Origin of the sequence: Streptococcus mitis, from assembly GCF_005844455.1 — a bacterium.
Lineage (GTDB): Bacteria > Bacillota > Bacilli > Lactobacillales > Streptococcaceae > Streptococcus > Streptococcus mitis_BF.
Genome location: NZ_SPGF01000049.1, coordinates 1 through 15,976, shown reverse-complemented (window position 1 = coordinate 15,976; position 15,976 = coordinate 1). Strand labels below are relative to the sequence as shown.

14 protein-coding genes and 2 pseudogenes are annotated in these 15,976 nt (G+C 40.9%); 2 read left to right on the top strand and 14 right to left on the bottom strand.

Annotated elements, in window-relative coordinates:
• Window positions 1–320, top strand: a pseudogene (locus tag FGQ53_RS08975) (transposase); the annotation flags it as partial.
• A 42-nt stretch (window positions 321–362) separates the two neighbouring features.
• Here the strand turns inward: FGQ53_RS08975 and dnaJ are convergent.
• The 12 genes and pseudogenes from dnaJ to FGQ53_RS08910 form a co-directional block, all read right to left on the bottom strand.
• The gene (gene dnaJ, locus FGQ53_RS08970; protein ID WP_138337984.1) at window positions 363–1,499 is read right to left on the bottom strand and encodes a molecular chaperone DnaJ; all 1,137 of its coding nucleotides are present in this window, start codon (window positions 1,497–1,499) and stop codon (window positions 363–365) included.
• Window positions 1,500–1,695: 196 nt separating this feature from the next.
• On the bottom strand, window positions 1,696–2,328 hold the full coding sequence (locus FGQ53_RS08965) for a DJ-1/PfpI family protein (RefSeq protein ID WP_138337982.1): 633 nt from the start codon (window positions 2,326–2,328) through the stop codon (window positions 1,696–1,698).
• Between the two features lie 379 nt (window positions 2,329–2,707).
• On the bottom strand, window positions 2,708–4,531 hold the full coding sequence (dnaK, locus tag FGQ53_RS08960) for a molecular chaperone DnaK (RefSeq protein ID WP_138337979.1): 1,824 nt from the start codon (window positions 4,529–4,531) through the stop codon (window positions 2,708–2,710).
• 374 nt (window positions 4,532–4,905) lie between these two features.
• Entirely contained in the window at window positions 4,906–5,430 is a 525-nt protein-coding gene (gene grpE, locus FGQ53_RS08950) for a nucleotide exchange factor GrpE (protein WP_138337974.1), read from the bottom strand.
• A gap of 26 nt (window positions 5,431–5,456) precedes the next feature.
• A complete protein-coding gene (hrcA, locus tag FGQ53_RS08945; RefSeq protein WP_138337971.1) occupies window positions 5,457–6,491 on the bottom strand; it encodes a heat-inducible transcriptional repressor HrcA in 1,035 nt (344 codons plus the stop codon).
• Between the two features lie 160 nt (window positions 6,492–6,651).
• Window positions 6,652–7,164: a DUF2812 domain-containing protein gene (locus FGQ53_RS08940; RefSeq protein ID WP_138337968.1), complete on the bottom strand. Its 513-nt coding sequence runs from the start codon at window positions 7,162–7,164 to the stop codon at window positions 6,652–6,654.
• 34 nt (window positions 7,165–7,198) lie between these two features.
• A pseudogene (locus FGQ53_RS08935) lies at window positions 7,199–7,751 on the bottom strand (DUF2812 domain-containing protein).
• Complete coding sequence (locus FGQ53_RS08930; RefSeq protein ID WP_138337965.1) at window positions 7,751–8,071, bottom strand: PadR family transcriptional regulator; 321 nt, start codon at window positions 8,069–8,071, stop codon at window positions 7,751–7,753. The pseudogene FGQ53_RS08935 and the gene FGQ53_RS08930 overlap by 1 nt, the downstream one beginning before the upstream one ends.
• A 113-nt stretch (window positions 8,072–8,184) precedes the next feature.
• On the bottom strand, window positions 8,185–9,531 hold the full coding sequence (gene glnA / locus FGQ53_RS08925; protein ID WP_138337962.1) for a type I glutamate--ammonia ligase: 1,347 nt from the start codon (window positions 9,529–9,531) through the stop codon (window positions 8,185–8,187).
• 36 nt (window positions 9,532–9,567) lie between these two features.
• The gene (glnR, locus tag FGQ53_RS08920) at window positions 9,568–9,924 is read right to left on the bottom strand and encodes a transcriptional repressor GlnR (protein ID WP_000659548.1); all 357 of its coding nucleotides are present in this window, start codon (window positions 9,922–9,924) and stop codon (window positions 9,568–9,570) included.
• 76 nt (window positions 9,925–10,000) lie between these two features.
• A complete protein-coding gene (locus FGQ53_RS08915) occupies window positions 10,001–10,528 on the bottom strand; it encodes an FUSC family protein (protein ID WP_084947380.1) in 528 nt (175 codons plus the stop codon).
• 532 nt (window positions 10,529–11,060) lie between these two features.
• Entirely contained in the window at window positions 11,061–12,257 is a 1,197-nt protein-coding gene (locus FGQ53_RS08910; protein ID WP_001096743.1) for a phosphoglycerate kinase, read from the bottom strand.
• Window positions 12,258–12,496: 239 nt separating this feature from the next.
• On the opposite strand from FGQ53_RS08910, the gene FGQ53_RS08905 reads away from it, so the two are divergent.
• Window positions 12,497–14,128, top strand: coding sequence for a Na/Pi cotransporter family protein (locus FGQ53_RS08905; RefSeq protein WP_138337960.1), 1,632 nt, complete (start codon window positions 12,497–12,499; stop codon window positions 14,126–14,128).
• Between the two features lie 91 nt (window positions 14,129–14,219).
• Here FGQ53_RS08905 and FGQ53_RS08900 read toward each other — a convergent pair whose 3' ends face one another.
• Window positions 14,220–14,516: a bacteriocin immunity protein gene (locus FGQ53_RS08900; RefSeq protein ID WP_138337957.1), complete on the bottom strand. Its 297-nt coding sequence runs from the start codon at window positions 14,514–14,516 to the stop codon at window positions 14,220–14,222.
• A 20-nt stretch (window positions 14,517–14,536) separates the two neighbouring features.
• A complete protein-coding gene (gene pepA, locus FGQ53_RS08895; protein ID WP_138337954.1) occupies window positions 14,537–15,601 on the bottom strand; it encodes a glutamyl aminopeptidase in 1,065 nt (354 codons plus the stop codon).
• Window positions 15,602–15,976: the final 375 nt, after the last annotated feature.

Genomic DNA, 15,976 nt, shown 5'->3' with positions numbered 1-15,976 from the left:
GCTTGGATGAACGAATTTTTACAGCAATTATCCGCCTATTATTCGGATGATTATCTGATTTTGGTCATGGATAATGCACCTGGCACAAGTCTCAGGCTTTGGAGTTGCCAGAAAATATCACGTGTACATTTATTCCTCCCTACACTCCAGAAATGAATCCCATTGAGCAAGTTTGGGCAGAGATACGAAAGCGTGGATTCAAAAACAAGGCCTTCAAATCTTTAGAAGAAGTCATTTTGAAGCTAGAAACAGTGATTCAAAATTTGGAAAAAGAATGCCTGAGGAAGATTGTTCACAGAAAATGGATTTGTCCAGAATAAATTTTTGATGAGTATAAAAAGAGCCCGACGGCTCTTTTTAGTTTATTCTCCATCAAAGGCATCCTTAATATGGTCAAAGAAACCTTTTTTCTTTGGATTAACTTTTAAATCACCTGCAGCTGCGAATTCTTTCAAGGCTGCTTTTTGGCGGTCATTCAAGCCTGTCGGTGTTATAACATTGACAGTAACGTATTGGTCACCAACTGCACCACCACGAAGGCTTGGTGCCCCCTTACCACGTAGGCGGAATTTCTTACCAGTCTGAGTGCCCTCTGGGATAACCAATTCAACATCACCATGAACAGTTGGAATATCAACGGTATCACCAAGAGCTGCTTGGACAAAGTTGAGGTTGAGATTGTAGAAGATAGTGGTTCCTTCACGTTCAAATTTGTCGCTAGCTTCCACAGAAACCACTACATACAAGTCACCATAAGGTCCACCGTTAAAGCCTGCTTCACCTTGACCAGCTAGACGAATTTGTTGACCTGTTTCCACACCAGCAGGGATTTTCACATGTACGCTATGAGCTTGTTTTTCATGACCTGTTCCGTGACAAGTTGTACATGGATCTTTGATTTCTTTTCCACGACCATGACAGACATCACAGGTCACTTGGCGACGCATCATCCCAAGCGGAGTCTGCGTATCGACGTTAATGACACCAGCACCATGACAGCGTCCACAAGTGACTGGACTCGTTCCTGGTTTAGCACCTGAGCCATTACATGTACGACAGCTTGCTTCACGGTTATACTTGACTTCTTTTTCAGCTCCGAAAATAGCTTCTTCAAAGGTCAAGTTCACACAATACTGGAGGTCATCCCCTTGACGAGGAGCGTTTGGATTGCGCGAAGCACCGCCTCCGCCGAAGAAACTTGAGAAGATGTCCTCAAAACCACCGAAGTCACCTGCTCCGTTGAAACCGCCGAAACCACCAGCACCACCAAAGCCACCGTTGGCTCCAGCCGCACCATATTGGTCATAGGCCGCACGTTTTTGGTCGTCACTCAAAGTCTCATAGGCTTCTTGAACTTCCTTGTATTTTTCCTCAGCGCCAGGCTCCTTATTGATATCTGGGTGGTATTTTTTCGAAAGCTTACGATAAGCCTTTTTGATTTCGTCTGCCGAAGCGTTTTTTGACACCCCCAGACGATCATAAAATTCAGTATTGTTCATACAAAATACCAAGACCGTAAAATTCGACTGAAAAATAGGAAATCTGACGCTGGAGCGATGCTTCTAGACAGATTTCTCTTTTTTCCGAGAATTTAGGTCGGGTTCAATTCCTTTCTTTTATATTGAATCAGAATTTCTGGAACCCGTGTTCAGTTACGAACACCCTTGTTCCTTTCTATAATTTATAAGTAAATCATTAGAGGGTATTTTCTATACTCTGCTTCACTTCATCAAACTCTTTGTCCGATAGAGTAAAAATCAAATCCTCTTCTGAACATTCGTTCTGTTCTTTAAAATAGTTGTCCGTATTCTCTGCCAACCCTAAACCGAAAATCACTTTTCTTGCAAACTCTTGATGTGCAAAACCGATAGCCGTAATGATTTGTTTATCTTGGACAAGAACTTTCGGTTGGAAATTCTCACGTGGAAGAAATTCAAAATAGTCAAAGAAGTTTTGCCAAATCCCACCTGTAAATTTCGTATCGTTCAATAAACCTGCTTTCGCCAATAAAAGAGGCGCTGCAGAAATGGCTGCAATTAGGATATCTTGCTCATTAAGACTTCTCAAAAACGAGATCAATTTCTCATCCTGTAGAGCAGGCCCTATATTTACCATTCCTGGCAAAATCACACAAGAATACTCTTCTATACTTACTTGATCCAATGTTTTTGTAGGTAAACAAGGCAAGCCATCCTCAGAGACCACCATCGAATGATCTGAAGCTACATAATCAATCGTGATGTCAAAAGACAGAGCTAAAGTACTTGTTAAAGAGGCTATCTCATAAAGAGAAAAATTAGGATAAATGACACAAAGTACTTTTTTCATAAGCGACATCCTCTATTTTATCGAAAAACAGAGGCTGGGTTGCAACCTCTGGATTTCTTCTTATCATTACGACGTTCGAGTTTTAAAAATCAAACTAGTAATGCTTAACTGAGTTTCGGCTAAAAACTTCGGAAAAAAGATAAGCCATCTTTTGTGCACCGCACAAGGCGATGGCTTCCTATTTTTCTTTCGTTTTCTTAACGCCTCAACATCTTACCGAATCGAGCACGCCCTAACCTCTTGGTGAAAAAGAGACGTAGCTGTTTTCGCTTTAGCGAACTACAGATATGGCTACCTTTAGGTGCAAATCTTCCTAGAAGCTAAAGTTTCTGCGTCAGATTTCCTATTTTCACTGTAAGGTTTTAACGGGCTTTGCATCTTATTTCTCAGTAAACTCTCCGTCTACGACGTCATCGCCTGCATTTCCTGTTGCTTGTGCGCCTTCTGCTCCTGCTTGAGCTTGTTGTGCTGCTGCGGCTTGTTCGTAGAGTTTAACAGCAAGGCCTTGAGCTTTTTCGTTCAATGCTTCAAGTTTTGCTTTCATGTCGTCCAAGTTGTTGTCTTCTTGAGCTTTCTTAAGATCATCAAGGGCAGCTTGGGCAGCATCACGTTCTGCGTCGAAGCCTTTGCCTTCAGTTTCCTTGATTGTCTTTTCAGTCGCAAAGATTGCTTGGTCAACTTCGTTACGAAGATCAACTTCTTCCTTACGTTTCTTATCTGCTTCAGCGTTTGCTTCTGCATCTTTCATCATGCGGTCGATTTCTTCGTCAGTCAAACCTGAGTTCGATTGGATGACAATTGTTTGTTCTTTTTGAGTTCCAAGGTCTTTAGCCTTAACAGATACGATACCGTTCTTGTCGATATCGAAAGTTACTTCGATTTGAGGAATTCCACGAGGTGCGGCTGGGATATCAGTCAATTGGAAGCGTCCAAGAGTCTTGTTATCAGCTGCCATTGGGCGTTCACCTTGAAGAACGTGGATATCAACGGCTGGTTGGTTGTCTGCTGCAGTTGAGAAGACTTGTGATTTAGATGTTGGAATAGTAGTGTTACGGTCGATGAGTTTTGTGAAGACACCCCCCATTGTTTCGATACCAAGTGACAATGGTGTTACATCAAGAAGGACAACGTCTTTAACATCACCAGTGATGACACCACCTTGGATGGCTGCACCCATGGCAACAACTTCATCAGGGTTTACTGATTTGTTTGGTTCTTTACCAGTTTCAGCCTTAACAGCTTCTACAACGGCTGGGATACGAGTTGAACCACCAACAAGGATAACTTCGTCAATATCTGACAAGCTCAAACCTGCATCTGAAAGGGCTTGACGAACTGGAACTTTTGTACGCTCTACAAGATCACGAGTCAAATCATCAAATTTGGCACGAGTCAAGGTCATTTCTAAGTGAAGAGGTCCAGCTTCACCAGCAGTGATAAATGGCAAGCTGATTTGAGTTGAAGTTACACCTGAAAGATCTTTCTTAGCTTTTTCAGCTGCATCTTTCAAACGTTGAAGAGCCATCTTGTCTGTTGATAAGTCAATACCATTTTCTTTCTTGAATTCTGCAATCATGTGATCAATGATTTTTTGGTCAAAGTCGTCACCACCGAGTTTGTTATCCCCTGCAGTCGCCAATACGTCGAAGACACCGTCACCCAATTCAAGGATAGATACGTCGAATGTACCACCACCAAGGTCAAATACCAAGATTTTTTCTTCTTTGTCAGTCTTGTCCAAACCGTAAGCAAGAGCTGCTGCAGTTGGTTCGTTGACAATACGTTCTACTTCAAGACCAGCGATTTTACCAGCGTCTTTTGTAGCTTGACGTTGTGCATCGTTGAAGTAAGCAGGAACTGTGATAACAGCTTTGGTTACTTTTTCACCAAGGTAATCTTCCGCATAACCTTTCAAGTATTGAAGGATCATAGCTGAGATTTCTTGTGGAGTGTACTCTTTACCATTTGCAGAAACTTTTTCAGAAGTTCCCATCTTAGATTTGATAGAGATAACTGTATCTGGGTTTGTAACTGCTTGACGTTTTGCAGCATCACCAACAATGATTTCACCGTTTTTAAATGATACTACAGATGGAGTTGTACGGTTTCCTTCTGGGTTTGCGATGATTTTGCTTTCAGTTCCTTCAAGAACTGCAACTGCTGAGTTTGTTGTACCTAAGTCAATACCGATAATTTTAGACATGTGTTTTTCTCCTTAAATTTTAATTCGAATTTTGATTTTTTGATATTCCCCTTAAGTGGTGGGGACGTGAGCAACTCCCTACGGGATTTCATCACTTATTTTTGAGCCTATTGTCTCAAAAATCCCCTGTTTCAGTAGCAAAAGCTACTGAAACTTTCACCACGGCGGGAAATATCTTCCTTGCAAGCCTCCGGCTTGCTTTTTATCTTTCTTCCATAGTTTATTGTCGTTTCGGACAAGTTTTCAGTGTATATATATTGCGACACGAGAGTCGAAATCGATATTATTTCGACGACGAGTTAGTAAGGAGGCTAGGCAAACGCCATAGCGATTGCCGTTTTCTGACGAGTTGCTTTAGCTACCGTCAGAATTGCCTAGCTATACACCACTACCATTGCTGGGCGTAGGATGCGGTCATGGAGTTTGTAGCCTTTTTGGAAGACTTGTGCAATCGTATCTGCTGGGTGTTCATCGTCTGCTGGGAGAGTTTGGATGGCCATATGGTAATTATGGTCAAACTCACCATCAGCTACGATTTCTTCGATTCCTTCTTCCTTCAAAGCGTGAATCAAGCTTTCTTGCACCATCTCCAATCCTTTTTTGACGTCGTCTGTCAAACCTTCAACAGCGAGTGCACGTTCAAGGTTATCCAAAGAAGGGAGAATCGCTTTTGCTAAGTCCTGACTACGATAACGTTGCAAGTTTTGTCGCTCTTCATTGGCACGGCGCTGGATATTTTGCATTTCCGCATGAGCGCGAAGGTATTTGTTTTCGAACTCATCCGCACGTTCATTTGCCAAGTCCAACTCAGACTTCTCAGGAGTTGTTTCTTCAGCTGTTTCCACAACTTCCTCTTCTTGGACTTCTTCTACTTCTTCATTTTTTATATCTTGGGCCATTTTCGCCTCCTTTAATGATTTCAATCTTAATGTACTTCGTAATGATTACTGCTGAGATAGCGGTAAAAATCTGTCAACTTCATAGTCAAAACACGATTAACCACATTGACCTGATTGATTAGCTGCTGGTAATCCAGATTAACTGGACCGATAATGGCTAGAATTCCAACTCCCCGATAAGGAATAAGGAACTTGCTACTAATCACCGCTAGGTCTGCTAGACAGGACTCTTGACTGTCCGCAACACGGACATTTTGCATCTGATCTTCATGCAGACCTTCACGAATCTCCAAGGCAACCTTTTGTGGCTGATCAAAGAACTGGTAGGCCGCCAGATTAGCAAAATTCAAGAGATTTACCTTGCCAGCCACCACAATGTTTTCGTTGAACATTTCCTTAAAGATGTGTTCAAAGAGATCAATGACATTATCCGTTGTTGTAAAGTAACGCTGGATAATCTGCGGAATCTCCGTCCGAATCTTGTAGTGAATATCTAGAACGGTGTGACCGAGGAAACGTTCTTGAATGATCGCCTTCAGTTTCAGCAAATCTTCCTGCAAGAAGTTTCTTGGAATCAGAAACTGACTGGTAACCGTTCGAGACTCGTCTAGGGTGAATACTGCCAAAGCTGTATGTTGACCTAAAACAACGATATCAAAGGCTGTCAACCGTTGCCTTCTCGGCTCAACATCCAGTGCTACTACCGTGCAGCCACTCAAGTCTGTTAGTAGATTAGCAGCCTCTTGCAGAATATCCTCCAATTTGAAGAATTCCTGATCAAAGGCTTTGACAACCTCGTATACCTCATTTTCAGCTAGTCGGTCAAAATCCAGTGAGTGTTTCACATAGTACTGAAAACCAGCAACACTTGGCATCCGACCGCTTGAAGTATGAGCCTTCTCAAGCAACCCTTGCTTTTCTAAAGCCGCCATGTCATTACGAATGGTTGCACTGCTAGAGTTAATAGACTCTTGCAAGGCTTTGGATCCGACAGGTTCGTGCGTTTTGGTAAAGATGTCAATAATCAGATTTAAAATATCCTGCTGACGCTCTGTAACCACCTCATCACTCCTCTCTGTCTGATCGATTAGCACTCAATACACTCAAGTGCTAACTTATGATTCTATTATACACCCTTAGAAGAGAATGTCAAGACAAAAACTCAAAATTTTAGCACTCTTTTGCCAAGAGTGCTAAAAATCAGTCTGAAGACCTAGAACCTTACCTTCCATCTACTTGGTATTTCCTTTTAAGTCTGAAAAAACCAAGGATTAGATAAGAAATCAGAAAGGCATATAAAAGAAAAATAATAAAGAAAGACATAGGAAGCTCTTCTTTAAATAAACTCACACAAACAACAAGACCACCCGAGAAAGTAGCTGTACAGGAACGAAGTCTAGATCGCATAACTTCCCATTTGAGCCCCTTACTCATATAGACTTGATCCTCTGGAAGTAAATCAGAAGACGATTTACGAAGAATCGAACAAGAACCTGCTCCTATCAATTCCCAACCTCTATTTCTAAAATCTTGCAATTCATGCTGATACTTTTTAAGAAATCTAGAATCATAGATACGGTAGATGACATCGTCCGGTTGACATTGGTCAAAATAGAAAAAACCAAAACGACTAGTTCTATACTTCCAGCCTTTCAAGTGCATCTCATGCAAATACTCTTCTTCCTTGTCCAAATCAAGAATAGTGAAAATTCGAAATTGCTTTTTATTTATCATGACTTCTCCTCAAATTTTGAGCATACCTATCCTATCATAAATCTGATAATTCCTTCTTTTTATGCCATAACTTCCAGCTAATATAGGAAACTATTAACAAAAGGATTAAAGACAAGAAAACATCTAGCCCGACCGCAAGTAAACTCCATAGACCATACGCATTACTTCTATTGAGCAATTTAAGTAAGAATGGTATATGTATGGCTAGCAAAAGTAAAACAGGTACTAATCGCAGCTAACTTCCCAGCAGCATCATTATAGATTTCAAATTCTGCATCCGATTCAATTTCAGAATGCGATTTTCTAAAATAGGAAAAACTATTAAAGTCTGTAATATGCTCCCAGCCACAGTCTTTAAATAGTTGTAAATAGGAGGATCTCTCTGATTTTTCCATTGGGTAAAAATCCAACTGATAAGACACTTGCTCAGGCTGACACTTTTCAAAGGTATACTTAACTGCAAACAATAAGATAGAGTAGCTTACTTCCCTAAGTTTCCATCCCTTAGCATGCATTTCTCTAAAGTATAGAGCCTCCCTCTCATAATCCGCAATTGTAAAAATTCGGTAAACAATTTTCTTTTCCATCATCCTTCCTCCCGACTGTTTCTATAGAGCCGTTCAATACGCTTCAATTCAATATCTAAAACTTTTCGTCCCAAGTCTGTGATCTGATAGATTTTACGTTTTTCTTCTTCTCGGACAAAGAAAATCAAGCCATCCTTTTCCATTTTTGACAAGGTTCCATACATAGTTCCAGGACTAATCGAAACTTGCGAATCTGTCATTTCCCTGACCTTTTGCGTAATACTATAACCATGACCTTCCTTTTGCAGACAGAACAAGATATAAAAGCCAGTTTCCGTCATCGGAAGATAAACACGACGGATCTTATCCGTTAATTCCATTTATAGCCACCTCCTATTCAGTTCGATATATCGCACCTAGTTATATAAAATATATCACACCTCGATATAAAACACAAGAAAAAAGATCACCCTCAGGTAATCTCTCCTCTATATTAGTAAAGGTCTAAATAATTATCAATTTCCCATTGTGAAACGAAGGTTGCATAACTTGCCCATTCGATTCGTTTGGCTTCAAGGAAGCTAGTGTAGATGTGATCTCCAAGAGCTGCTCTGACAACCTCATCCTCTGTTAAAGCCTTCAAAGCATTGTGAAGCGTTGATGGAAGGTCTGTAATTCCAGCTTCCTTACGCTCTTCTGCTGTCATGATGTAGATATTTTCTTCGATAGGAGCTGGTGCTTCGATTTTATTTTCAATACCATGCAAACCAACTTCCAAAAGAACCGCCATAGCGATGTATGGGTTTGCCATCGGATCCACAGAACGCAACTCAAGACGAGTTCCCATACCGCGTGAAGCAGGCACGCGCACAAGTGGCGAACGGTTACGACCAGCCCAAGCAATGTAAACAGGCGCTTCATAACCTGGAACCAAACGTTTGTATGAGTTAACCGTTGGGTTCATGATAGCAGTATAGTTGTAGGCATGCTTGATCACCCCCCCAAGGAAATGGTAGGCTGTTTCCGACAACTGCATTCCTTTTGGATCATTTGGATCAAAGAAGGCGTTATTTCCTTCTGAATCAAACAAGGACATATTACAGTGCATACCTGACCCAGCAATACCAAATTTTGGTTTCGCCATAAAGGTTGCATAAAGACCGTGTTTACGAGCAATGGTTTTTACTACAAGCTTAAAGATTTGAATCTTATCACAAGCACGGAGAACTTCATCATACTTAAAGTCAATTTCGTGTTGTCCAACCGCAACCTCGTGGTGACTCGCTTCTACTTCAAATCCCATTTTGGTCAAGACATTCACAATCTCACGACGTGTATTGTCCGCAAGGTCAGTAGGCGCCAAATCAAAGTAACCACCCTTGTCATTTACTTCAAGTGTTGGGTCTCCATTTTCATCCAGTTTAAATAGGAAGAATTCTGGCTCTGGTCCAAGGTTGAAGGATTTGAATCCTACTTCTTCCATATGACGAAGAGCACGTTTCAAATTGCCACGAGGGTCACCCGCAAATGGTTCACCTTCCGTTGTATAGACATCGCAGATCAAACCTGCAACACTTCCATTTTCATCTCCCCAAGGGAAGACTGTCCATGTATCCAAGTCTGGGTACAAGTACATATCTGACTCATTGATACGTACAAAACCTTCAATAGAAGATCCATCAAACATAGCCTTGTTTGACAAGACTTTATCTAACTGTTCATCTGTAGCAGGAATTTCGACATTTTTCATCGTTCCCAAAATATCTGAGAACATAAGACGAATAAAGGTAACATTTTTTTCCTTGACTTCACGACGAATATCTGCAGCTGTGATTGACATGAGTTTTCTCCTTAATGTATGACTACTTGCGGTTGCCTAACCGCGACCAAAAGGTGACCGTACTGAAGCAAAGCGACCCTGTTGGAGGAGTTCATTGTGAAGTGCACGGCGCACCTCAGTCTGACTCACCGCTTTCTTGGATTTCGCTTCACGTTCAGCATATTTTTTCTTAATAGCAGCGATATTATAACCTTCAGAGATATAATCTTTGATTTCAAGCAGACGATCCATGTCATTCAAGGAATACATGCGACGATTTCCTTCGTTTCGATCAGGTTTAATCAACTCTTGATCTTCATAATAACGAATCTGACGCGCCGATAGATCGGTCAACTTCATAACACTGCCGATAGGAAAAACAGCCATATTTCGGCGAAATTCTTTTTCCTTCATTTACAATTTCCTTCTTTCTGTCTATTATAGTCTAAAAAAAGACAAACGTCAATTGATAATGTTATAAAATGTAACATTATTTTTCTTTTTTCTCTAAAAAGAGACGAATACGATCAATATCGTAATTTACGAGAATTGCAACAAAAACTCCCATGAAAGTTTCTGATACACGCGCAAACACGTACAAAATTGTCTCTCCACTCGGAATCGATAGGGTAATGATTAACATAGCTGCTACACCACCTATAACACCTGCTTTGTTATTCATGGCTACATTTGTCATAATGGTTAACATGGTGCAGATGGGAACAACTACCAAGGTCACCCAAAAAGCCTCGTGGAAAAAGGTATTTAATAGGAAGAAGAGGAGGGCATAGAGGCCACCGATACTATTTCCTAGAATACGCGAAGTCCCAAAATGAACACTCTTATCAAAACTCTCCCTCAGGCTAAAAACAGCTGTCAAAGCACCGATTTGCAGGCCTTTCCAGCCAAAAAAGCCAAAAATCAAGAGAACTAGAAAAACAGCAATACCTGTTTTAAACGTTCGCATACCAAGTTTAAACTGGGACTTATCGAATTTATATTTTTTAAAATAACTCATAATCTCAACTTTCTATTTCCATTTTATCATAAATCGGTGATTTTTATGAGTAATAGTTGAGAGGAAGCGTTTTTATTTCGAGTTATAGTAGATTGAAATAAGATGTGAACAAATTGATTAGGAAAGTCAAATTAATGTATAGAAATATTTTAGCAACCATGGCGTACTATTCTAGGTTCAACCTACTATAAAGAAAAGAGGAACCTTCATTCCCCTCTTCTTTGATTCATTTAGTTAATCTTATTTTTCTGTCAAGGCTGCAAGTCCTGGAAGAACTGTATACTCAATGAAAATCAAAGAGCAAACTAGGAAACTAGCCGCAGGCTGTCTTGAGTACGGCAAGGCGACATTGACGTGGTTTGAAGAGATTTTCGAAGAGCATTACCTTCAAGAAGCTCCATTGATGCTCCACCACCGCGTCACAAATACCTCCACTAACACAAAAAGGTGACATAGCCACCTTTTTGTTAACGTTTCAGTTTTGTTCCTTTTTCTACAAAATCAGGATTTTGTAGAGACTAACGGGCTGAAATTATTTTTCTGTAAGTGCAGCCAAACCTGGCAATACTTTACCTTCAAGAAGTTCCATTGATGCTCCACCACCAGTAGAGATCCATGAGAACTTGTCTGCACGTCCAAGGTTGATTGCTGCGGCAGCTGAGTCACCACCACCGATGATTGATTTAACGCCTGGTTGTTTCACGATAGCGTCCATCACACCGATTGTACCAGCTTGGAAGTCTGGGTTTTCAAATACACCCATAGGTCCGTTCCATACAACTGTTTTCGCACCAGTCAAAGCTTCGTCAAATTTAGCGATAGATTTTGGACCGATGTCAAGACCAAGGAAGCCTTCAGAAACTGCTTCACCTTCAGTGTCACGCACTTCAGTGTAACCAGCAAATGCATTAGCTTCTTTTGAGTCAACTGGCAAGATCAATTTACCATTTGCTTTTTCAAGAAGAGCTTTGGCAACATCCAATTTGTCTTCTTCTACAAGTGAGTTACCGATTTCGATACCTTGTGCTTTGTAGAATGTGTAAGTCATACCACCACCGATAAGAACTTTATCAGCTTTTTCAAGCAAGTTTTCGATAACACCAATCTTGTCTGAAACTTTTGAACCACCAAGGATTGCTACAAATGGACGTTCTGGAGTTTCAACTGCTTCTTGGATGTAGGCAATCTCGTTTTCAAGAAGGAAACCAGCAACTGCTTTTTCAACGTTTGCTGAGATACCAACGTTAGATGCGTGTGCACGGTGAGCTGTACCGAATGCATCGTTTACGAAGATACCATCTCCAAGCGATGCCCAGTATTTACCAAGTTCAGGATCATTTTTAGATTCTTTTTTGCCGTCAACATCTTCGTAACGAGTGTTTTCAACCAAAAGAACTTGTCCATCTTCAAGAGCGTTGATAGCTGCTTCCAATTCAGCACCACGAGTTACACCTGGGAAAACAACATCTTGACCAAGTTTTGCTGCCAAGTCTGCTGCTACAGGAGCAAGTGATTTACCAGCTTTATCAGCTTCTTCTTTCACACGTCCAAGGTGAGAGAAAAGAATTGCACGTCCACCTTGTTCGATGATATACTTAATAGTTGGAAGAGCTGCTGTGATACGGTTGTCGTTAGTGATTACGCCATCTTTCAATGGTACGTTGAAGTCAACACGAACGAGGACTTTTTTACCTTTCAAGTCAACGTCTTTAACAGTAAGTTTTGCCATGTTACAAAAACCCCTTTATTTATTTTATTCGAAACTATTATATCACACTTTGGAAATATAAGGAAAGATTTCACAAGATTTTTCGATATTTAATCTTCATGTCATGCTAGAGTGTATTATTTTTACTTTTTCTCCAGAATTTTCTTTCTAAAATCTCAGCTTAACACTTGTTAGATTTACTTTTATCCTTTAAAATAGAATAGGAGAAATTCCGTTATTATTTTTCGGAGGAAAAAGAAATGTCCATTAATTGGCAGGAAATTTTATTTCACTTTTTAGGTGGTCTGGGACTATTCTTATATAGTATCAAGACCATGGGAGACGGTCTACAACAAGCTGCTGGAGATCGCCTTCGTTTTTACATCGACAAATATACTAGCAATCCTTTCTTTGGAGTTCTGGTTGGTATTGGGATGACTGCTCTAATTCAGTCTAGTTCTGGTGTAACAGTTATCACAGTTGGCTTGGTCAGTGCAGGTCTCTTAACCTTACGTCAGGCTATCGGGATTGTCATGGGGGCTAATATCGGGACAACTGTCACATCCTTTCTCATCGGTTTTAAACTAGGTGACTATGCCCTGCCTATGCTCTTTATCGGTGCCGTCTGTCTCTTCTTTACGAAAAATCGTACAGTCAATAATATCGGACGCATCCTCTTTGGTGTCGGTGGTATCTTTTTTGCCCTCAATCTCATGAGCGGCGCAATGGCTCCACTCAAGGATTTACAGGTCTTTAAGGACTATATGATTGAGCTAAGTAAGAATCCTGTTTTGGGTGTCTTTGTCGGTACCGGCTTGACCCTGCTAATTCAAGCTTCTTCGGCTACCATTGGGATTTTACAAAACCTCTACGCCAGCAATCTCATTGACCTACAGGGAGCTTTGCCAGTTCTATTTGGTGACAATATCGGGACAACCATTACAGCCATCATTGCTTCTTTAGGGGCTAATATTGCAGCTAAACGGGTAGCAGGAGCTCATGTTGCCTTCAACGTTATCGGAACAGTCGTCTGCGTTATTTTTCTAGTTCCTTTTACAGCCCTGATTCATTGGTTTGAAACCACGCTAAATCTAGCACCGGAAATGACCATCGCCTTTGCTCACGGAACCTTTAATATCGCCAACACCATTGTACAATTTCCATTCATCGGAGCCTTGGCCTACTTTGTAACCAAGCTCATCCCTGGTGAAGATGAAGTTGTCAAGTACGAGCCGCTTTACCTTGATGAGCATTTGATTAAGCAAGCTCCATCAATCGCTCTCGGAAATGCGAAAAAAGAACTCCTTCACTTAGGAAATTATGCTTCTAAAGCCTTTGATCTTTCATACAACTACATCATTGACCTTAATGAAAAGGTTGCTGAAAAAGGACACAAGACAGAAGAAGCCATCAATACCATTGATGAAAAATTGACTCGTTACCTGATTACTCTTTCAAGCGAGGCCCTTAGTCAGAAAGAAAGTGAAGTGCTGACCAACATCCTTGATTCATCCCGTGATTTGGAAAGGATTGGGGACCACGCAGAAGCGCTAATCAATCTGACTGACTACCTTCAACGTAAAAATGTTGAGTTCTCTGAAGCTGCTTTGGAAGAATTAGCTGACATTTATCAAAAAACCACTGGCTTTATCAAGGATGCCCTTGATAGTGTGGAAAACAACGATATTGAAAAAGCTCAAAGTCTGATTGAACGCCATAAAGAAATCAACAATATGGAACGTGTTCTCAGAAAGACCCACATCAAGCGCCTCAACAAGGGCGAATGTTCAACACAAGCTGGGGTCAACTTTATCGATATTGTTTCCCACTACACTCGTGTGTCTGACCACGCTATGAATTTAGCTGAAAAGGTCATTGCTGAACAAATCTAAGAACCAAGAAGCTATCCTGAATGGGATGGCTTTTCTTCTCATCAAGAATAGGGTTTTTCCATATAGAAAAATGCTTTGATTCACAATGGAATCAAAGCATTTTAAAGAGTTCTCCAAACATAATAGCAGAAACTGCAGTGCCCCTGTACTTGGCTTCTTCTCTTTTGATAAAGCGAGCCAAGTTGATCAATTCAGGTGCTGGGCGTTTGGGATTGGTGAGCAATTCACGGGTGACCAGTCCTGAGAGACGGACTGCCAGCAATTGCTCATTTGTAGCAGGCAGTTTTTTTGCTGTCTCTAGGAGAGCAGCAACTAAATCTTCACTCAAATCATAGCGAGCATGATTGTAAAGATCTTTTATAAGGCTTTCTAGGTTTGGTTCTACCATCCCTACCACCTCCCTTATGTTTAATAATTTTTAATCAAATCAACAGTTGAACGATCCAATTTTTTCACCAAGGCTTGCAAGAATGCTTGAGCTTCTAGGAAGTCATCCATAGCATAGAGAGTTTGGTGAGAATGGATATAACGAGCGCAGACACCGATAGTTGTAGATGGAACCCCACCATTTTTCAAATGAGCTGCGCCAGCGTCTGTTCCACCTTTTCCACAGTAGTATTGGTACTTAATACCAGCTTCTTCAGCAGTTGTCAAAAGGAAGTCCTTCATTCCTGGGAGAAGCAAGTGACCTGGGTCGTAGAAACGAATCAAGGTCCCATCCCCAATTTTGCCTTGACCACCGTAGACATCACCGGCTGGTGAGCAATCAACTGCTAAGAAGACTTCTGGGTCAAACTTGGTTGTGGAAGTATGAGCACCACGCAAACCAACCTCTTCTTGGACATTGGAACCAAGATAGAGTTCATTTCCAAGCTTTTGACCTGACAAGGCTTCTGCCAACTCGCTTACCATGAGGACACCGTAGCGGTTGTCCCAAGCTTTTGAGATGATATTTTTTTCATTGGCTGTCAAGATAGCAGAGCTATCAGGGACAATGGTATCACCAGGACGGATGCCAAAACTTTCTGCCTCAGCCTTGTCCGCAAAACCACCATCAAAGACAATATCCGCAATGGCTGGCATGGTTGGTCCACCCTTTCCACGAGTCAAATGTGGAGGAACAGATCCTGAAATCACTGGAATTTCACGACCATCACGAGTCAAGAGCTTGAAACGTTGGCTGCTGACTACCATAGGATTCCAACCACCGATTTCAACCACACGGAAGGTACCGTCTGGCTTGATTTCGCTGACCATAAAACCAACTTCATCCATGTGAGAAGCGACCAAGACGCGCGGTGCATCCACAGCTTCTGAATGCTTGATACCAAAAATACCACCCAAGCCATCTGTCACCACTTCATCCACGTGCGGTGTCAACTTTTCACGAAGATAAGCACGGACAGGTGCTTCATGACCAGAGATTGCAGCAAGTTCTGTTACTTCTTTGATTTTTGAAAATAATGTTGTCATTTCAGTTCCTTCTTTCTGTCCTCCATTTTACCACTTTTTATAGGAGAAGGATAGCGGGAAGGTGGATTTCTAAATTAGTATCTTAGTCTTACTGTGTCTTAGAAAAAATCGTATTCTCTACATGTGAGGTGAAATCTAAGAAACATTCCAAGATTAACCAAAATCTTAATTTCCAAACAAAAAAACAATCCAACACTATAATTGTTCGATTTTTCATGAAATTTGCAGAAAATAGTTGACTTTCCCTTCAATGTCATTAAGTTAAGAAATTCAAATACAATTCTGTATTTGGGTTTCTTTTTTATGTGATAAACTTATAGTTAAGGAGGGATTTCCCATGATAAAACAAATAAAAGCTCACTTGAATAAGAGTAT